18 protein-coding genes are annotated in these 17,493 nt (G+C 73.9%); 17 read left to right on the forward strand and 1 reads right to left on the reverse strand.

Annotated elements, in window-relative coordinates; translation table 11 throughout:
• Positions 1 to 78: 78 nt before the first annotated feature.
• The 17 genes from FKM96_RS07455 to FKM96_RS07530 all read left to right on the forward strand — a co-directional run bounded on the left by FKM96_RS07455 (position 79) and on the right by FKM96_RS07530 (position 17,017).
• Entirely contained in the window at positions 79 to 531 is a 453-nt protein-coding gene (locus FKM96_RS07455; RefSeq protein WP_147794707.1) for a hypothetical protein, read from the forward strand.
• Positions 528 to 692: a hypothetical protein gene (locus tag FKM96_RS20580; protein WP_168216910.1), complete on the forward strand. Its 165-nt coding sequence runs from the start codon at positions 528 to 530 to the stop codon at positions 690 to 692. The genes FKM96_RS07455 and FKM96_RS20580 overlap by 4 nt, the downstream gene beginning before the upstream one ends.
• A gap of 295 nt (positions 693 to 987) precedes the next feature.
• Complete coding sequence (locus FKM96_RS07460; RefSeq protein WP_147794708.1) at positions 988 to 2,223, forward strand: hypothetical protein; 1,236 nt, start codon at positions 988 to 990, stop codon at positions 2,221 to 2,223.
• Positions 2,223 to 3,902 carry a transglycosylase SLT domain-containing protein gene (locus FKM96_RS07465; protein WP_147794709.1) on the forward strand — a complete coding sequence of 560 codons (1,680 nt, stop codon included), beginning with the start codon at positions 2,223 to 2,225 and terminating at the stop codon, positions 3,900 to 3,902. The genes FKM96_RS07460 and FKM96_RS07465 overlap by 1 nt, the downstream gene beginning before the upstream one ends.
• Positions 3,903 to 3,947: 45 nt before the next feature.
• Entirely contained in the window at positions 3,948 to 5,309 is a 1,362-nt protein-coding gene (locus tag FKM96_RS07470) for a cobalamin biosynthesis protein CobQ (RefSeq protein WP_147794710.1), read from the forward strand.
• Positions 5,306 to 5,656 (forward strand): hypothetical protein, encoded by a 351-nt coding sequence (locus FKM96_RS07475; protein WP_147794711.1) that lies wholly within the window; start codon positions 5,306 to 5,308, stop codon positions 5,654 to 5,656. The genes FKM96_RS07470 and FKM96_RS07475 overlap by 4 nt, the downstream gene beginning before the upstream one ends.
• Positions 5,656 to 6,429 (forward strand): hypothetical protein, encoded by a 774-nt coding sequence (locus tag FKM96_RS07480; protein WP_147794712.1) that lies wholly within the window; start codon positions 5,656 to 5,658, stop codon positions 6,427 to 6,429. The genes FKM96_RS07475 and FKM96_RS07480 overlap by 1 nt, the downstream gene beginning before the upstream one ends.
• Before the next feature lie 106 nt (positions 6,430 to 6,535).
• Complete coding sequence (locus FKM96_RS07485; protein ID WP_147794713.1) at positions 6,536 to 8,257, forward strand: hypothetical protein; 1,722 nt, start codon at positions 6,536 to 6,538, stop codon at positions 8,255 to 8,257.
• The gene (locus FKM96_RS07490) at positions 8,254 to 9,762 is read left to right on the forward strand and encodes an SCO6880 family protein (protein WP_147794714.1); all 1,509 of its coding nucleotides are present in this window, start codon (positions 8,254 to 8,256) and stop codon (positions 9,760 to 9,762) included. The genes FKM96_RS07485 and FKM96_RS07490 overlap by 4 nt, the downstream gene beginning before the upstream one ends.
• Positions 9,759 to 11,270: an ATP-binding protein gene (locus tag FKM96_RS07495; RefSeq protein WP_147794715.1), complete on the forward strand. Its 1,512-nt coding sequence runs from the start codon at positions 9,759 to 9,761 to the stop codon at positions 11,268 to 11,270. The genes FKM96_RS07490 and FKM96_RS07495 overlap by 4 nt, the downstream gene beginning before the upstream one ends.
• Positions 11,267 to 13,057, forward strand: coding sequence for a type IV secretory system conjugative DNA transfer family protein (locus tag FKM96_RS07500; RefSeq protein ID WP_147794716.1), 1,791 nt, complete (start codon positions 11,267 to 11,269; stop codon positions 13,055 to 13,057). Before FKM96_RS07495 ends, FKM96_RS07500 begins: the two co-directional genes overlap by 4 nt.
• The gene (locus FKM96_RS07505; RefSeq protein WP_168216911.1) at positions 13,054 to 13,728 is read left to right on the forward strand and encodes a DUF4913 domain-containing protein; all 675 of its coding nucleotides are present in this window, start codon (positions 13,054 to 13,056) and stop codon (positions 13,726 to 13,728) included. Before FKM96_RS07500 ends, FKM96_RS07505 begins: the two co-directional genes overlap by 4 nt.
• Positions 13,725 to 13,970: a glutaredoxin-like protein NrdH gene (gene nrdH / locus FKM96_RS07510; protein WP_147794718.1), complete on the forward strand. Its 246-nt coding sequence runs from the start codon at positions 13,725 to 13,727 to the stop codon at positions 13,968 to 13,970. The genes FKM96_RS07505 and nrdH overlap by 4 nt, the downstream gene beginning before the upstream one ends.
• On the forward strand, positions 13,967 to 14,833 hold the full coding sequence (locus FKM96_RS07515) for a single-stranded DNA-binding protein (RefSeq protein ID WP_147794719.1): 867 nt from the start codon (positions 13,967 to 13,969) through the stop codon (positions 14,831 to 14,833). Before nrdH ends, FKM96_RS07515 begins: the two co-directional genes overlap by 4 nt.
• Positions 14,830 to 15,732: a hypothetical protein gene (locus tag FKM96_RS07520; protein ID WP_147794720.1), complete on the forward strand. Its 903-nt coding sequence runs from the start codon at positions 14,830 to 14,832 to the stop codon at positions 15,730 to 15,732. Before FKM96_RS07515 ends, FKM96_RS07520 begins: the two co-directional genes overlap by 4 nt.
• 5 nt (positions 15,733 to 15,737) lie before the next feature.
• Positions 15,738 to 16,562, forward strand: a complete 825-nt coding sequence (locus tag FKM96_RS07525; protein WP_147794721.1) for a hypothetical protein — start codon at positions 15,738 to 15,740, stop codon at positions 16,560 to 16,562.
• Positions 16,559 to 17,017 carry an HNH endonuclease gene (locus FKM96_RS07530; RefSeq protein ID WP_147794722.1) on the forward strand — a complete coding sequence of 153 codons (459 nt, stop codon included), beginning with the start codon at positions 16,559 to 16,561 and terminating at the stop codon, positions 17,015 to 17,017. Before FKM96_RS07525 ends, FKM96_RS07530 begins: the two co-directional genes overlap by 4 nt.
• A 97-nt stretch (positions 17,018 to 17,114) precedes the next feature.
• On the opposite strand, the gene FKM96_RS20585 is transcribed toward FKM96_RS07530, so the two are convergent.
• A complete protein-coding gene (locus FKM96_RS20585) occupies positions 17,115 to 17,276 on the reverse strand; it encodes a hypothetical protein (protein ID WP_168216912.1) in 162 nt (53 codons plus the stop codon).
• Between the last annotated feature and the right edge of the window lie 217 nt (positions 17,277 to 17,493).

Here is a 17,493-nt window from a genome sequence, read left to right on the forward strand (position 1 = left end):
GTACGTCACCCGCCGGCGGGTGAGCCCTACACCCCCACCAGCCGGCACCACCCCCGACATACACGGAAGGACCAGGTCATGTACGACGCGATCCGCGAGGGCGGTACGTACCAGATGGAGGTCTGGCCGGACCCGGGCGACCACGACACGGTCGACGCCGAGGGGTGGGTCGCGAACCTGCGCGTCGACCGCGCACCGGTCCGCCGCAGGCACCTGGCCGAGTTCGTCCGCCCGGTGACGGTCCTGATCCTGGGGAACCCGTCGATGGCCGAGTTGCTGGAGAGCACCCGCCTGACCCGCGAGGACCGGGTGAGCGTCGACTCGCTCGGCGTCGCCAGGGTGGTGCGCCGCTACCCGCCGCTGCCGACCGACCTGCGCTGCGGGGTCGACGCGCTCGCCGAGGACCCGGTCTGGGCGCGGGTGGAGGCCCTGGCCGTGGCTGCCCGGGTCCGGGTCGGTCGACCGGCACCGGACCCGACCCGCGTGCTCGGCCAGCCCTGGCACCGCGTCCCGGGGACGCGGTCGGCATGAAGGACGTCCAGATGGCCGCCGCCCGCTCACGGCTGCGGGAGCGGGCGGAGGAGGCCGCGTGGGTGGGGCTGCTCGTCGTGCTGGCTCCCGTGGCGCTCGTGGCGACCGCCGTGTGCGCGTGGGTCGAGCTCAAGGCGATCGACGAGCTGGGCATCGAGTGACCGTGCGCCCTTCGCGGGGCGCTTCATCTATCGAATCGGTCTGGGGACTGATGGCAACGAACCTGCAGATCACCGCGTCGCCGTCGTGCGCCGGCGTGCGCTGGTGCGTGCGGGTCATGGTGCCGCTCTGGAACCGGGAGGGCGCCGGCGGCCCGGGTTGGTTCCCCAGACCGATGGCCCGGCCGTTGGCGTCCTCCCGCCTGACATCGGTCGCCTCGGGGGGCGGCCGTGAACTCCCGGGCGCGAGGTGCCCATCCCCTAGCTGCACCCCGCGCCCGGGCTCCTGGGGGCCGCGGTGAGCGCGGCGGCTCCGGCGTCGGCCTACGAGACGCTTCAGGGCCTGGTCGGCCCGACGGTGCTGCCCGGCCCGCGCCGCGGCCGCCGTCTGGCGCGCGCGGCCGTGGCGGGGTTGCTGGTGCTGGTGCTCGGCGCCGGCGGCACCGTGGGCTGGCGGTGGTGGCAGCTGCGCGAGGCCCGCACGGTGTACCTCCTGGCGATCGAGGAGCTGTCGGCGGCCCTGGCGGGCGCGCACCTGGAGGCCGAACGCGCCCGCGAGGTCCTGGACTCCGTCGGTGAGCAGGTCCTCGACGTCGACCTCACGGTCGATCTGGCCGGCCTGGTCGACCACGTCGCCGCCGGCCGGGCTGAGGTCGTGGCGTCGCAGCGGCTCGGGAGCTGGCCGCGCGAGCGCGTGGTGTCGATCACGGCGGCGCTGCGCTCCGAGGCGAGCGAGGCGCGCGAGCTCCGCGAGCAACTGCAGCTGGCGCGCGACTTGCTGGCGTCGTCGCACCAGGGCTGGCTGGTGGCCGCAGCCCTCGACCGGGTCAGCAAGGCCGGCGAGGACCTGACGTCCGTGGTGGAGCAAGCAACCACGCTGCTCGCCGATACCGAGGACCGGGTTCAGGACCCGGTTGTGCGGGACGAGCTCGCTGCGGCGATCGAGGACGGGGCTGCGCTGCTCGCCGCCGGGGTCGACCCCGGCGCTGCGCTCGAGGCGCTGGAGTCCGCTGCGGCGGACCTGGGTGCAGCTCGTGAGCGGCTGCAGGCGGCCGCGGCTGCGGTGAGCGAGTCGCACCTGGCGTGGCAGGCGGCGCAGGCTCCGCCGGCGAGCACCGGCACCGGCTCGGGGTCCGCGGGGGGCTCGTCCGCAGGTCAGGGGAGCGGGCGCTCCGGTGGGTCGACCTCGGGCGGCGGCGGCGCCAGCGGGTCGGCCGGCTCGACGGCACCGGGCGGGTCGAGCGGGGCCGGGGCAGGGGGCGAGTCGGGTGGGTCGGGCGTGTCGACGCAGCGGGTGCTGAACCCGGGGCGCGCGGTGTCCGACGGGACTCCGGGGAAGGTCACCGTCACCGCGACGACGTCGTGGGCGGCCGCCTCGGTGACGGCGACGGTCGCCGGCGTGACGCTGCCGATGGTCAGCACCGGGACGGGGTCGTACTCGGCGACGTTCACCGGGCTGCCGGCCGGAGACCACAGCTGGTCGGTGACGGCCGACGGCCTGACCGCGCACGGTTCGAAGGCGACGGTGTTCTGATGCGCGCGCTGATCGCGGCGTTCGGGGCGCTGCTCGCGGGGCTGCTCGTTGTCGGGGGAGTGGTCCTGGACGACGAGCCTCGCCCGGTCGAGGACTCGGGAGGCTCCGGGGAGCTGAACCTGGAGGCGGTGCCCGAGGAGTTCCGCGCCGCGCTGCTGGACGCCGCTGGACGCTGCCCTGGGGTGTCGGGGCCGCTGCTGGCCGCGCAGATCGAGGTCGAGTCGGGCTGGAACCCGGCGGCGGTGTCCCCGGCCGGGGCGCAGGGGATCGCGCAGTTCATGCCGGGCACCTGGCGGACGTGGGGCCGGGACTACTCCGGCGACGGCGTCGCGGACCCGTTCAACGCGACCGACGCGATCGGGTCGCAGGCGGACTACATGTGCCACCTGCGGGACCTGAGCGACGCCGGCCTGGCGTCCGGGGCGATGTCCGGAGATGCGGTGCAGCTCACCCTCGCGTCGTACAACGCCGGGCCCGGAGCCGTGGCCAAGCACCGCGGCATCCCGCCGTTCACCGAGACCCGCCGGTACGTGGACCGGGTCCTGGCTGCGGTCGCGAAGTACACGCTGACCGGCGACGACGGTCAGTACGAGGGCCAGGGCCCCGGGGTGTCGGCCGACGGGACCTACCGGGTCTCGATGCCGGGGTCCGGGCACCTGGACCCCTCAACGTTGTGCGAGCTGTCGTGGTCGCCGCGGATCCTGCTGCGCGACGCCGCCCAGGCCCTCGAGCGCCTGAACGTGGCGTACACGGACCGGTTCGGGGCGCCGCTGGGGGTCTCTGACGGGTACCGGGACTACGCCTCGCAGGTCGCGATCGCCGCCGCCAAGCCGCACCTGGCGGCCAAGCCCGGCACCTCGAACCACGGGTGGGGCCTGGCGGCCGACCTGATCGGCGTCAGCCCGGAGGGCTCCGAGCGGTACCGGTTGGCTGCGCGAGCACGGCCCCACCTACGGCTGGCAGCACCCGTCCTGGGCCCGGATCGGCGGCTCGAAGCCGGAGGCATGGCACTGGGAGTACGTGGGAGTCCGCACATGAAGCACACCAAGACCGCCCTGGCCCTCGCCCTGATCGTGGTGACCACCACGACGGGGTGCACCTCGCCGGCACCCGACCCGGCGCCGACCGCGTCAGCGCGCCCGTCACGGACCAGCACGGCTCCGGACCCTCGAGCGACCGCGCCGGCGCCCGCCACGACGCCCACCGCTGACACCGCGCCCGAAGGGGCGCCGGAGCCGGCAGCGGTGGAGGACCCCTCGGTCGTCGCGGACCGGGTCGCGGGCCTGCTGTGGGCCGGGGACACCCGAACCGACGCATCCCCGGCCGACACCGCCCGCCGGGCCGCGCCCTGGCTGACGCCGACGGCGCTGGAGCAGGTGACCTCCGCACCGGCCATCGACGCCGACTGGCTGGAGCTGGCCGCGCACTCCGGCAGGCGCCTGGCCGCGGTCGACGACGTCGACGAGCTGGTCGGACGCACACCCGACACCACGACCGTCGCGGTCCGCACGCGCGGGGTGCGACTGACCCCGGTCAGCGAGGACGGGTGGACCGGCGAGCAGGCCTACGTCGTCGCGACGTTCCGCCTGACCCGCACGCAGGTCAGCGCGCCGTGGCTGGTCGACGACGTCGAGGCGATGTGGGCGCTGGACCCGACCGGGGACGAGTACCGCGAGTAGCGCCGCACCGCGGCGGCAGAACACGACGAGCTAGGGGAAGCGCAGATGAACCTGATCTGGCCCGGGTCGGCCTACGAGGCAGACGACGACGAGGTCACCGCCAAGGTGGCGGCGGCCGCGCAGACAGCTGCGCCGCCACCGGCGCCGGCCGAGCCCGCGGAGCAGCCCTCGCCGGCTGGGAAGGAAGCCGGTCCACGCGGCGGGCCGCAGCCCACCTCGGCCGGCACGTTGCTGGCCAGCAAGACCCCCGGCGACCCCACCGCCTCGACCGCGCAGAGCGAGGGCCCACCGGCGGCTGCGGCCCCAGCCGCGCCCCCGGCGCAGGCGGACGTCGCCACCCCGGTGCGCGGCGTGCCGGTCGCGCCGGTTCCGGCGTGGGACCACGTGCTCGCCGGCGACCCGCCACGCACGTCGGTCTCGGCGGACCTGCTGGCGAGCCCGGACCCGGACGCCGCGGCCGCGGCGGCCCCGCTGACCGGGTGGCGGCGCGCGGTGCGCATCGCGAGCCTCGGGATCGTCCGACCTCGTCCCTCGCGCGAGGCCCGCGAACTGGTCGCGGACACCGCCGCGGTCGGCGTGCAGCTGGCGGGCGCCCGCACGGTCATCGTCGCCAACCCCAAGGGCGGCGGCGGCAAGACACCGACCGTGGTCGGGCTCTCTGCGACGTACGGGTGCGTGCGCGGCGGGCGGGTCCTGGCCTGGGACAACAACGAGACGACGGGCACCCTCGGGGTCCGGACCTTCCCGCAGCGGTACGCCACCACCGCGGTCGACCTGCTGCGCGCCCTCGGCCACCTGGAAGGCGCCGGGGTGCGCGCCGGGGACCTGGCCGCGTTCGTCCGGCACCAGGCCTCCGGGCACTTCGACGTGCTGGTGTCCGACGAAGATCCCGCGCGCATGAGCCAGATCGACGCCGCGGCGTTCGCTCGCCTGCACGACCTGCTCACCGGGGTCTACGAGGTCCTGGTCGTCGACACCGGCAACAACGCCCGCTCCCCGAACTTCCTCGCGGCCGTCGACGTCGCCGACGCCCTGGTCATCCCGCTGTCGCTCAAGCCCGACAGCGTGCTGTCCGCGGGCCGGCTCATCGACCAGCTGCGCGCCTACGGCCGCGACGACCTGGTCGAGCACGCCGTGACCGTGATCTCCGACAGCGGCGAGTCCGGCCAGGCACCGGCGGACATCGCCCGCTGGTCGGCGTTCTTCGAGGAGACCACCGCGGCGGTCGTGCACGTGCCGTTCGACCCGCACCTGAACGTCGGCGGCCCGATCACGTTCGACCAGCTCGCCCCGGCCACCCGCCGGGCCTACCTGCGCGCCGGTGCCCGTGTGGCTCAGGTGCTGTCCGCCCGACCCGGCCAGCGCCCCGGCTGGTCGACGTTCCCCCTGAAGGAGACGAACCGATGAACACCCCCCTGGAGATCATCGTCGCCGTGGCCTCCCGCCTGCCGGCCGACATCCCCAACCCCTTGGACAACGTGACCCCGGACCTGAACGTGTTCGGGGTCAAGTTCACCGGCGCCGTCCAGCTCGCACTCGGCGGGCTGTGGGCGGCCGTGCTGTTCTACACCGTCGCCGCGGTGATCATCGGCCTGGCGAAGTGGGCGTGGGCCAAGAAGGTCTCCCACAACCGTGAGGCGCTGGCCGAGGGCGCGAACGAGTTCAAGCAGGCTCTGATCGTCTTCGGGATCGCCGCCATGCTCTCGCTGATCATCGGTGCGGTCCTGATCTTCGCGCAGCAGGCGAACGGCTGATGCGCGGCGGCAAGGTGCTGCTCGGCACCGGCATCGCGCTCGGGCTGGTCGGCCTCGGGCTGCTGGGCGGCCGGCTCGTCGATGGCGGCTCCGGCGAGCCGCCGCCCGCTGGCCCGGGCGGCGTCACCCACGAGGCACCCGGGGCCGAGGTCGACGCCGACGGGCGGTACCTGGTCGCCTACGGCTCGGGCGGGTCCGACCTGTCCTCGACCGGCGTGCCGGTCGGGTTCGACCCGGACTGCGGCAGCGCGATCGCAGCGGCCGCGTCCTACGCGGTGGCGGTCATCACCCCGCTGGTCGACCCGACCGGCTGGGACAGCGAGTCCTACACCGGGATGCTCGAGGAGCTGTCCGCCGGCCTGCACGCCACGGCCGGCGCGCACTCCACCGATCACCTCCTGGAGGTGCTGGCCACCGCGCCGGCGGTCGCCAGCGCGGTGCCCGACACCCGGCTGTACCCGACGGACTCGCTGTTCCGGGTGCGCTCGTGCGTGGCGGGGACGTCCGCCGGGGTGGATCTGGCACTGGTGACCGGCGGGACCGCCGCGGGCACCCCGTTCGGTGGGGTGATGCCGGTGGCCGTGGACCTGGCGTGGCACGGCGAGGACTGGCGGCTGGTCACCCTCGACCCCTTCGCCCAGTGGGACACCTGGCAGACGATGACCACCGCCCCGGGCGAGGGGTGGACCCCGCCGGCGGACGCGCGGGGGCGTGCGGCGATCGCGGCCGCCGGCGGCGCGGGGTGGACGGAGTTCACCGATGCCGGCGCGTAGCCCTCGTAGTCGCGCTCGGGCCGCGTGGGTCGCGGTCCTCGCGGTCCTGGTCTGGGTCACCGGCGCCGGGGCTGCTGCAGCCGCCCCGACACCGGCAACCGCCCCGGTGAGCATCACGACGACCTCGCAGACCGCTGGCATCGGTGAGCAGCTGGTGTGCGGGATCCTCGGCACGATCAACCCGATCAACGGGATGGTGTGCGGCGTCGGGCAGGACATCGTCGGCGGCGTCCTGCAGAACCAGGACGGCGGGGACGGCGAGAAGTCGGCGGCGGGCGGGTCGTCGCTGGTGTGCACCGTCGCCCCGATCGTGAGCCCGGTGCTCGGCCTGGTGTGCCCGGTCCTGGTCGACGGGGTCGAGCAGGTCGCGAAGGTCGCGGGCCTGGTCCTGAACCCCGAGCGCGCCTACCAGCACTTCGCGAACGACCTCAAGGAGGACGCGATCACCTGGTTCACCAGGTCGATCTCGTACGTGGTCGACGAGACCACCTTCGACGCCGGCGCGCAGTGGTGGCGGGAGGCCTACGCCGCGACGGCCGGGATCGGCATGGCGGTCATGGTCGTGATGATCCTGACGACGCTGCGGCGTGCCGCCGTCGGGAAGATCGGGCCGGCGAAGGCGTCGGAGGTCATCACCCAGTACGTCCCGGTCGCGGTGCTGATGATGATGTTCGGCCCGCCGGTCGGCTACGTCCTGGGCCGGATCACCGGGGGCATGAACGCCGGGATCCTAAAGTGGATGGGCCCGGACGTGGTCGACATGTTGACCAACGGCGCCGTGTTCACCCAGATGACGGCCGCCTCGGGGTTCGGCATGGGCATCGGCATCCTGATGTTCCTGGTGCTGCTGCTGGCCTCGCTCGGGGTGTTCGGGACGTGGCTGACGCAGTCCCTGTCGACCCACGTGATCGGCGCGGTGGGCGGGGTGGCCTGGGGGATGAGCGTGGACCCGCAGTGGCGGCCCAAGGCGCTGCGGGTGGTGTGGCTGTTCGTCGGGCTGCTGTTCGCCAAGCCGGCCGGGCTGCTGGTCATCGGGATCATCGCGAAGTACCTGGGAAACATGGACCCCAAGGGGGGCCTGGACGACCCGACACAGCTGCTCGTGCAGGGGCTGACGTTCATCATCGCGCTGGTGATGATCGCCTTCTCACCGTGGGCGGTGATGAAGTTCTTCCCGCTGCTGCCCGACGGCAGCGAGTCGGTGAACTCCTCCGGTCCGACGATGGCGACCTCGGTCGCCGGCGGCATGGGCTCGATCGCCACCACGATGCTGATGCTGCACGCCCGCGGCTCCGGGGGCGGCGGCGGTGGCGGTGGCGGTGGTTCGGGCGGCGGCTCGAGCGGTGATGCCCCCAGGTCGGCCAAGAGCGGCGGCGGCGCGACCAAGCCCAAGTCCGGCGGGCAGGAGCAGAACCCGGGCAGGGGCAAGCAGCCCGACAAGAGCGGCTCGGGCGCTGGCTCCAAGAACGCCGCCCGCTCGGACGCGCCCGGAGGCGGCCGCGGGAGCAGGGCGTCGAAGAACGGCGGCACCGGGGCGGGCGCCGAGCGCGACGGCGCGCCGCGGGACCCGGCGACGTCGACGAGCCCCGCCGCGAAGGGCGCTGGGGGCCTGGGGTCGAAGAACGCCGGCGCCGCGTCGGCCGGCGGCGGTTCGGCGAGCGGGGCCGGCGCGGCGGGCGGCAAGGCCGCTTCGGCGGCGGGCGGTGCTGCGACGGGCGGGGCCTTGCTGGCGGCCCAGCTCGCCGCTGCCGGCGTGACCGCGGTAGCGAGCAAGGCCAAGGAGGCGTCGGCTGCTGCCGCGCCGCAGACCGGAGGTGGTGAGCAGTGAGCACGCCCGACCTGATCGACCGGCGGGTGCACCTGGGCGGTGCGACCCGTTCGCGCGGGATCCTGGGCGGCACTCGGTCCGGGTTCGAGTGGACCGGGATGATCGGGTGCCTGGTGGTGTCGCTGATGCCCTTGGTCGGGGGGACCCTCAGCCTGTCCACCGTTCTGGTCGCGGTGGCCGGCGCCGCGGTGTCGGTCGGGGCGTGGACGCCGTGGCCGGGGATGCAGGAGCGGTCGGCGGTGCTGTGGGCGCTGTGGTGGCTGCGGTTCTGGGTTCGGCGGCGGCGTGCGATGTCGGTGTTCGCCCTGGCGCGCGACGGCAAGGCCGCACCACCGAGCCCGCTCGCCCCGCTCAAGGCCCGCGAGGCCCCCTCCGGGTTGTCGGTCGTGCGCCATCACAGCCCGGGCCGGCGGGCGTTCCAGACCGTCGCGTGGGAGATGGTCGGCGCCCGCGCGGGGTTCGACAACGACTACATGCTCGGCGCCGACCAGGAACGGTTCGGCAAGCTCGCCGCCGCGTGCGTGACCGCCGAGCCGCGGGTGGTCGGGCTGCAGCAGGTGTCGCGGGTGGGGTCCTACGACATGGCCGATCACGTGCACTGGATCGCCGGGAAGATCCCGCCGGGCACGAACCAACGGCTCATCGACTCCTACGTCAACCTCCTGGACATCGGGGGCGAGCAGTCCGACCAGACCCGCACCTGGCTCGCGGCGCGCGTCCGCGACGCCGGCCTCGTCGACGTCGCCGACGACCTGGACGACGGCGATGACGAGCTCGACGCCGACGAGCGGGCACTGAGGTCGGTCGAGCAGATCGCGGAGTCCGTGAGCCAGCTCGCGGCCATGCAGGGCATCCAGCTGCGTGCGCTGACAGGTCCGCGCCTCGCCGCGGTGATCCGCGGGCTGCAAGACCCCGATCACCCGCTGGATCAGACCGCAGGCATGGCCTGGGACTCCGCGTGGGCGCCGTGGGAGACCTGGCACCCCCGGCACATGGTGATCCACGGCTCCGATCGTCGATGGTGGACACGCACCGCGGTGATCCCCGCCGACGCGGTGGCACCCGGGGCACTGCCGGCGGACTTCTTGTGGCCGCTCACCGGATCGATGACCCCGACGCTGGTCCGCACGGTCAGCACGCACGTCGAGCTGATCCCGGCGGACAGGGCCCGGTCCAAGGCCCGCGACGACGTCACCGCCGACGGCACCGCCGCGATGGAAGCGGTGACCAGCTCCGTCGACGACGGCGGCGCCGGCCGCCAGCTGTCGCTGTCCGAGCAGCACCTGGTCGACCTGGCCGCCGGCAGCGGTCACCACGGAGCCGCCTGGGTCGCGACCATCACGATCCAGGCGCCGTCACTGCGGGACCTGGCACGCGCGAGCAAGCAGCTGGCCACCGCGGCCGAGGAAGCCGCGATCACCCGGCTGGACTTCGTCGACGGATGGCACGACGGGGCGTTCTGCACCACGCTCCCGCTCGCGCACGGGATGGGTAGGACCCGATGAGCACCTCGACCACGACCCACGAGCCGGCGGCGCCCAGCACCGCCGCACCCGAGACGGCGACCCCTGCCACACCCGCTGCCGGTCCCAGCGACAAGGACCGGCAGCGGCGGGACAAGGCCCGCGCGCGCCGGCTGCACAAGCACCTTCGCCGGGCGCGGGTGCGACCGCGGATCGCGCTGCTGAACCGGTGGGGCTGGTACGAGCTGCTGCTGACGGCCGCGTTCTCCACCACCCGGCAGATCGGAGCGCTGCACCTGGGCACGAGCGCCGCACCGACCTCTCACCGCGGGCTGTTCGCCGGCCGGGACTGGCACCACCGGTGGGCGGTGTTCCTCGACGTGTTCACCCTCTACCTCGACGGAGGGCTGAAGAACCCGAACATCGTCGTCGTCGGTGACATCGGCGCCGGCAAGTCCTCCTTCATCAAGACCCTGCTGGTGATCCGCGCACTCCTGCTCGGGCGCCGGGTCGTCATCGTGGACAAGAAGTCCCAACGTCGCGCGGACGGCACCGTGGAGGGCGAGTACGCACTGCTCGCCCGCGAGCTCGGCGTCACCCCGATCCGCTTCGCCACCGGCGGCGGAGCCGGCGGGTCTCGGATCAACCCGCTGGACCCGGCGATCGGGGCCGGGCAGGTATCCCGGTACGAGCTGCTGCGCGCGATCCTGGCCGAGGCACTGGGCCGGCCGATCCGCCCGCTCGAGGGGCGGGCGCTGCGGATCGCCGTCGACGTCGCGATCGCGGACGCCGAGGCGGGCGGTCAGGTCGCCACGATCCGTGAGGTCATCGCTCAGCTCGCCGACCCGGGACCAAGCGCCCAGGGGCGGCTCTCGCAGTACGAGGCGCTGGAGGACCTCGCTGGGTGGGGCCGGGAGGCGGCCGCCGAGCTGTCCCGGATGGTCGAGGAGGACCTGGCCGGGCTGGTCGACGGGCCGACGTCCCCGGACATCAACCTGACCGCGGGGCTGACGGTGTTCGACATCTCGGCGCTGCCCGAGGACGGGCCCGCGGTCCCGATCGTCATGGCCATCGTGAACACCTGGCTGCGCGGCACGCTGGCGGCGCAGGCCGACACGGTGCCCACGGTGTTCGTGGTCGACGAGGCCGGGCTGGTCATGGAGGGCAGCTTCGCGAAGGTCACCCGCCGCAACCAGAAGGTCGCCCGCGGCGAGGCACTGAGCAACGTCAGCGGCATGCAGCACGTCTCGGACACCCAGGGCGACCCGTACGCCCTGGCCACGTTGCGCGAGGCCGGCACCGTCGTGGTCTACCGGCAGGAGAAGCCCGACGAGGCCCGCGCCTGCGTGCAGACCTTCGGACTGCCCGCGCAGTGCGTCTCGCTGATCCAGACGTTGCCCGACGGGGCGGCGCTGGTCCGTGTCGGTGGCGGCAAGCCGTTCGTGCTGAACCACGTGCGTTCGGACTGGGAGGTGTCGGTGGCGAACACCGACGACGCGATGACCTCCGAGGCGACCATCGCCCTGCACGACGCAGGAGAGGCGGCATGAGCGCCCCGGCACCGACGCGACCGCCGACGTCGGGGTCGACCGCGGCGTTCGTCGCGATCATGTCGGTGCTGGCCGCGGTGGCGCTGTCGGTGCTGCTGCTGCACGCGACGATCGCGCTGACCGCGCACGCCAACGGTCACCCCGCGCCCCCGCTCGCGAGCACCGCCCGAGCCGTGGTCGCCCGACCCGGCGACCCCGTCAGCGCCCTGGGCGAGCCGATCGGGCCTACCTGGCCGCCGTACGCGGTGTGGGGAGTCGTGCTCGGGGTGCTCCTTCTCGCGGGGTGGCGGGTGCTGCTCGCCTGGGGCCGGCGCCGGTACCGGGAGGCCCCGACGACCGCGAGCCTCGCGACAGCGGCCGAGGTCGCGCCGCTGCAGGAGCAGCAGGCCGTCGCGACCGCCCGGCGCATCGGCGGGGACGCGGTGGCGAACATGTCATCGCAGGACCTGGTCGTGCCGCTCGGCCGCGTCGGGTCCAAGCGCATCTACCTGCAGCACGAGCTCAGCCTCCTGGGCATCGCACCTTCACGATCGGGCAAGACCTCGAACTGCGTCATCGGGTGGGTCCTGGACGCCCCGGGCCCGGTCATCGCGACGTCGACGAAGAGCGACGTGCCGTACCTGACGATCCTGGCGCGCCGGCGCCTGGGCGACGTCTACGTCCTCGACCTCCGCGACATCACCGGGTGGCCGGAGAAGCTGTCCTGGGACCTGGTCGGCGGCTGCGAGGACCCTTCCGAGGCGGTCGCCCGCGCCACCGCGATGGCCGGTGCTGCGCCCTCGGGCGGCACGACGAACGGCGACTGGTTCAACGCACTGGCGGCACGCGTACTCGGGTACCTGCTGCACGCCGCGGCGCTCAAGCCCGGCGGCACCGCCCGCGACGTCCTGGCCTGGGCCAGCGACCTGGACAACCCCGAACCGGTGGACGTCCTGCGCCAGCTCGGCGTCCCGCGCCCGACCGAGGACCGCCCGGACACCTCCTCCTGGGCGGACCTGCTGGCCTCGCAGACCAGGAACGAGTCGGAGCAGACGGTCGGGTCCATGCAGATCACCCTCCTGGGCGTCCTGGAACCCCTGTCGGACCCCGCCGTCATGACCGCCGTGTGCCCGCAGCCCGGGACCGCTCCGTTCGACGTGAACCACTTCCTGACGACCCGCTCGACGCTGTACCTGCTGTCCAAGGGCGGCCGCAAGAGCGTGGCCCCGGTCATCACCGCGTTCGCCGACATGATCCTGCGCACGGCCGACGAGATGTCCCAGAGGCTGCCCGGCGGCCGGTTCTGGCCTCCGGTCTCCCTCGTGGGCGACGAGATCGCGAACATCGCCCCGCTGCCCGACCTGGATCAGCTGATCTCGGACTCCGGCGGGCGCGGCATCTCCGTACGGATGATCGCCCAGACCAAGGCTCAGCTGGTCAAGCGGTGGGGCCGTGAGCAGACCGAGGCCATCTTCGCCGGCGTCAACGCGCTCCTGGCGCTCCCGTCGATCACCGAGCCGGACGTCCTCCGTCACCTGTCGTTCCTCACCGGACAGCACCGCGTCGCCCGGTTCTCGGTGACCGAGAGCGACGGCCGCACCAGCGCCACGACTTCTGGTGAACGCGAGAACCGGATGGCCGAGGACGAGATCCACAACATGCCGATGGGCACCGCCCTGCTCATCGCGGGGAACATGCCCGCGGTCCACCTGCGGCTGACGCCGTGGCAAGAGCGGCCCGACGCCGACCAGCTCCGCCAGGACAGCCTCGAGGTCGAACGGCTCACCGGAAGGCGGATGGAGCAGTGAGCGAGCACCTGCCGGGCGGCGGGTACGTCACCCAGGACGACCTGGTCGCCGCGCTGCGCACCGTCGGTGCCGAGCACGACGACCTGAGCAGGCAGCACACCGACCTCGCGGGGGCGGTGCGGGATCTCGCCGGCGTGGTGACCAAGATCGCCGGACGCGTCACCGACCTGACCGACCACGACGTCGAGAACGGCCGCGCCCGCTGGCGGTGGCGCACCCTTCCGCCAGGACCAGCGCGCGAGGGCCTGTGGCACCAGGTCGCTGCCTTCGTGGGCTGGTACAACACCCGCTACGGGCACGCGGCGCAGTCGGTCGCGATCTGGCCGTGCTGGCCGGAGCATCCGGTCGCCGTCGAAGAGCTCACCGCGCTGATGGTCGCCCACGACGCCGCCTACGCCGGCGAGGACCCCACAGACGCGATCATCGCCTGGCACGACCGGTGGCTGTGGCCCGCCATCGACCGGCTGCACGCCCGCCCGGGCGGGTTCCGCAATTGCACCGCCACCACCCACGACTTGCGGCACACCCTCGACGTACCCGCCGCGACCGCCGAAGCCCTCGCGGCTGCGATCGCCGCCGACGCGCAGACAGCCACTCCGGCACCCGGACCGGCGACCGACGCGCTGGAGGGGCCGCCCCTGGGCGAACCTCCAGCTGAGGAGGACCGGTGAGGATCACGGTCTACTCCAAGCCGGGCTGCGTGCAGTGCGACGCGACCTACCGCGCCCTGGACAAGGCCAGCCTCCAGTACGAGATCGTCGACATCACCACCGACGCCGTCGCCCGCGACTACGTCATGGGCCTGGGGCACCTGCAGTCGCCCGTCGTCGTCGCCGACGGCCAGCACTGGTCCGGGTACCGCCCGGACCAGATCACCGCCCTGGCCGCGCGCCGGACACCGGGGCCGGCATGAAGCCGGGTATCGCGGTCGACCACCTGCTCACCGCCGCCCTGTGGTCCCGGTCCGACGCCGAGCGGATCCGCGCGGCGCTGCCGGCGTGGTGGGCCGCGGCCGCCGGCGGCCTGCGCCCGGCGCTGGCAGCACTGATCCACGACCACGACACGCACCAGGCAGGCGACGTCGACGGCCACGAGCGCGCGGCCGCGATCCTCGCGTGGATCCTGCGCCGAGCCGGCGAGGTCACCGAGGCTGCCGAGCAGCACCAGCGGTGGAGGGAAGCCGGCCGCCACGGTCCCGAGCCGGCGCACTGGTCCCGCGACATGGCCCTGGCGATGCACGGCCCCGCGCGCGGGCTGCCGGACCCGCGCCTGCTCACCCTGGCCGCCAGGGTGGCGCCGCTCGCCGTCGAGCTCGCCGCACCCGACCGGCACACCACGCACTCCCTGGCCTACCTGATCGCGACCGCCCGAACCGACCCGCCCACGAGAGGACGAAGCATGCTGCTGACCACCACCGTGACGTTCGAGGGCAACCTCGCCGCCGACCCCGAACGCCGTACCTCAGCCGAGACGCAACGCCCCTACGTCGACCTCGTCGTGCTGGTGAACGAGCCCGGCGAGCAGGTCGACGAGGACGGCAAGTCCACCAGGCCCGAACCCACCCGCCATCGCGTGCGCGTCCCCGGCCCGGCCGCGGAGCACGCCGCCGCGTGCCTGCGGTGCGGCGATCGGGTCGTGGTCACCGGCAGGGTCGTCACCGACAGCTGGACCGACCCTGAGACGCAGCGCAAGCGCACCGCGCCCCGGGTCATCGCCGACGCCATCGGGGTGTCCCTGCGCTTCACCCCGGTGCTCGTCCAGCGGACCACCCGATGACCGCGCCCACCACGGTCCGCGTACGCCTCACGTCTGCCGGGCGGTGGATCAACGCCTCGATGACCAGGTGGCTGGACCGGCCGGTATGGCCGACTGGCCTGCGCCGGCGGGATCTGATCGCTCACCGTTCGCGCACGATCGGGCTGAGCACCGTCGGCGCGATGGCGACGTACACCGTTTGGTCAGCGATCGGGCCGGCAACGGTGGCCTACGGTCGCGACCTCGTGAGCGCGCTGATGGTCGCGGGCCCGCGGGCGCAGGACCGGGCGATCGCGATCGTGATCGGTGTGTGGCTGCTCGCTTGGTGGATCGCCCGAGCGGTCAGGTTGGCGTCCTCGCGGCGGCTGGCCGCACGGATGAGCCCACAGCCTCCGATTGTCACGGTCGGGGCCGCGCGAGCGCGCGGTGTGAGCGCAGTGGACGAGCGGGTCGCCCGGCACGAGGCGGCGCATGCGGTGGTCGCTCATGCGATGGGAGCGACGCTCCTGATGGTGCGCGCGGTGCCGAACGACGAGAGCGCCGGCCGGTGCAGCTGGTCGGCCAAGAGTGAGAAGTGCGCTTCCGACGAGGCGTGGCGCGAGCTGTGCTCCGCGGTGGCCGGCGCGGTCGAGGTCACCGAGGGCGCTCACGCCTGGCCGGGTTCGCGAGACGACTGGGGCCAGGCAGCGGCGGCAGCCATGTTCATCGCGTCGAGCGGTGGACGGCCCGTCGGCTTCGCGGGACCGCTGAGCGTCGATCGCCTGCTCGAGGCGGCGCGCGGGCACGCGGCCGCACTGCTCGCAGCGAACGCTCCCGCGCTGGACGAGCTCACCGCGGCGCTGGTGGCGCGCGGGACGTTGGACGGCGAGGACGCGGTCGCGATCCTGACGGGCGTGAAGCCGGCCGCGACGGGGCGGTGAGGGGCGTGCTGGCCAGCTGCGACGTCAGCGCGTCCGCGGTGGTGTCGGCGGTCCGGCGGCACTTCGGCGCCGAGCGTGACGGCCTCGGTCCGGAGTGGGCCGCGCTCGAGGAGTTCACCGGCGGCCCCGGAGGGTGGGGCAGGTCCCGCCGGGCCGACCTGTTCCTGGTGGGGGCGTGGTCCGGCGCCCCCCGCGGCCACGAGCGGGTGCTCGTGGAGGTGAAGGTCTCGCGCGCGGACCTGACGCACGAGCTCGCCTCCCCGGACAAGCTCGCGGCCTTCGCCCGGTACGCGCACCGGGTCTACTTCGCGACGCCGGCAGGGCTGGTGCGTGACGAGGACCTGGGCGCGGGGGTGGGGCTCATCGAGGTCACCGCCGGCCGTGCACAGGTGCGAGTGAAAGCGGCGAGGCGGTCCGACGTCGAGCCACCTCCGGAGGAGTTCATGGTCGAGGCCTTCCGGCGCGCGAGTCGAGCCGAGGCGCGCATCCGTCAGGCGGACAACGCCGACGCGCCCGCGCGGGTCGCACAGCTCGAGCGAGAGCTGGCGGTGGCGCGGCGCGCGGTCGAGACCTCGCGGGCCGCCGCGGACCGAGACCGTCAACGGCTCAGTCGGTGGATCGAGGCCGTGGCCTACGCCGGCGGCGTGGCCTGCGTGTGCGGGGCTGCTATGCGACCTCCACTCGACTTCCGCAGGCACAACCTCCGGCACGCCGACGGTTCGCCGTGCCCCCAGGCGACCTACGGCGACGCCGCGGAGCCGGACATGGTCGCGCTCGCGCGGCGGTTCGCCGCCCTCGGCACCACACAGAACGCCGAGGCCGCCACATGACGCTGCCCGCGCCCGCGTACGACCCGGCCGAGCTGTTCGCCGACGCAGCGGCCCTCGCTGAGCGGGTCCCGGCCTGGGGGTGGGGCCTCCTGGTGCTGGTCGTCCTCGCTCGGGGCCGCCGCGCGCGTTGGCGGCGCCGGGACCCGCAACGATGGTTCGACGCCTACCAGCGGGCCGCCGGTCGCGCGCGGGCCGGCGGGCGCTGCGAGTACACCGCCGCGTGGTCCTGGCAGCGCTGCCCGGCTGCGGCGGAGCAGGCCGACCACTTCCGACCGTGGGCACGCGGAGGAGCGACCGAACCGGAGAACCTGGTCGCCGCGTGCGTGCGGCACAACCAGCCCAAGGGCGGCCGGATGCCCGCGCTGCTGACCACCGCGGTGATCGCCTGGCGCCGCCGTCGCTACTTCCCGGTCGGCGTCCCTCGCCGACCCGGCGCCTGGTACCGAGGGCGATGAAGTCGAGGGCCGCTCCGAGTGCACACCCCCAGCCACGCCCCGGCACGGATGAGTGCCGTCTGGTGCCTCCGCGCGTCGGGGTCCGCGGCGTGAGCGCTCAGGTGTGGGCATCCTCGTCGCGCTCGAGCGACTGCCGACAGACAACTTTCAAGTCGGCGATGGCGTCACGCAAGGGCTGGACGACGGACTCGGGCGGATCTTCGCCCGGGACGCCACCATCGGTGTTGCCCCAGAAGTGGTAGCCGTTCCACGCGCTCACGTACGCGTCCCGGCCGCCTCGACGTCGCCGTCCGCCAAAAGCCGCATGCGGACGTGATCTCGTCCATCGGAGCCAGAGACAGCGGAGCGCCCGCCGGCCGAGGCGACAGGTTGAACTGATGCTCGCCGTTGAACGCCCATACGGCGTGGAGTTTCCGATCCTGATCGATGGCGTGTCCCAGCGCGTCGGCGTACGCACTCAGGCTGTCCTGGCGGAC

Source organism: Cellulomonas sp. Y8, assembly GCF_008033115.1.
GTDB lineage: Bacteria > Actinomycetota > Actinomycetes > Actinomycetales > Cellulomonadaceae > Cellulomonas.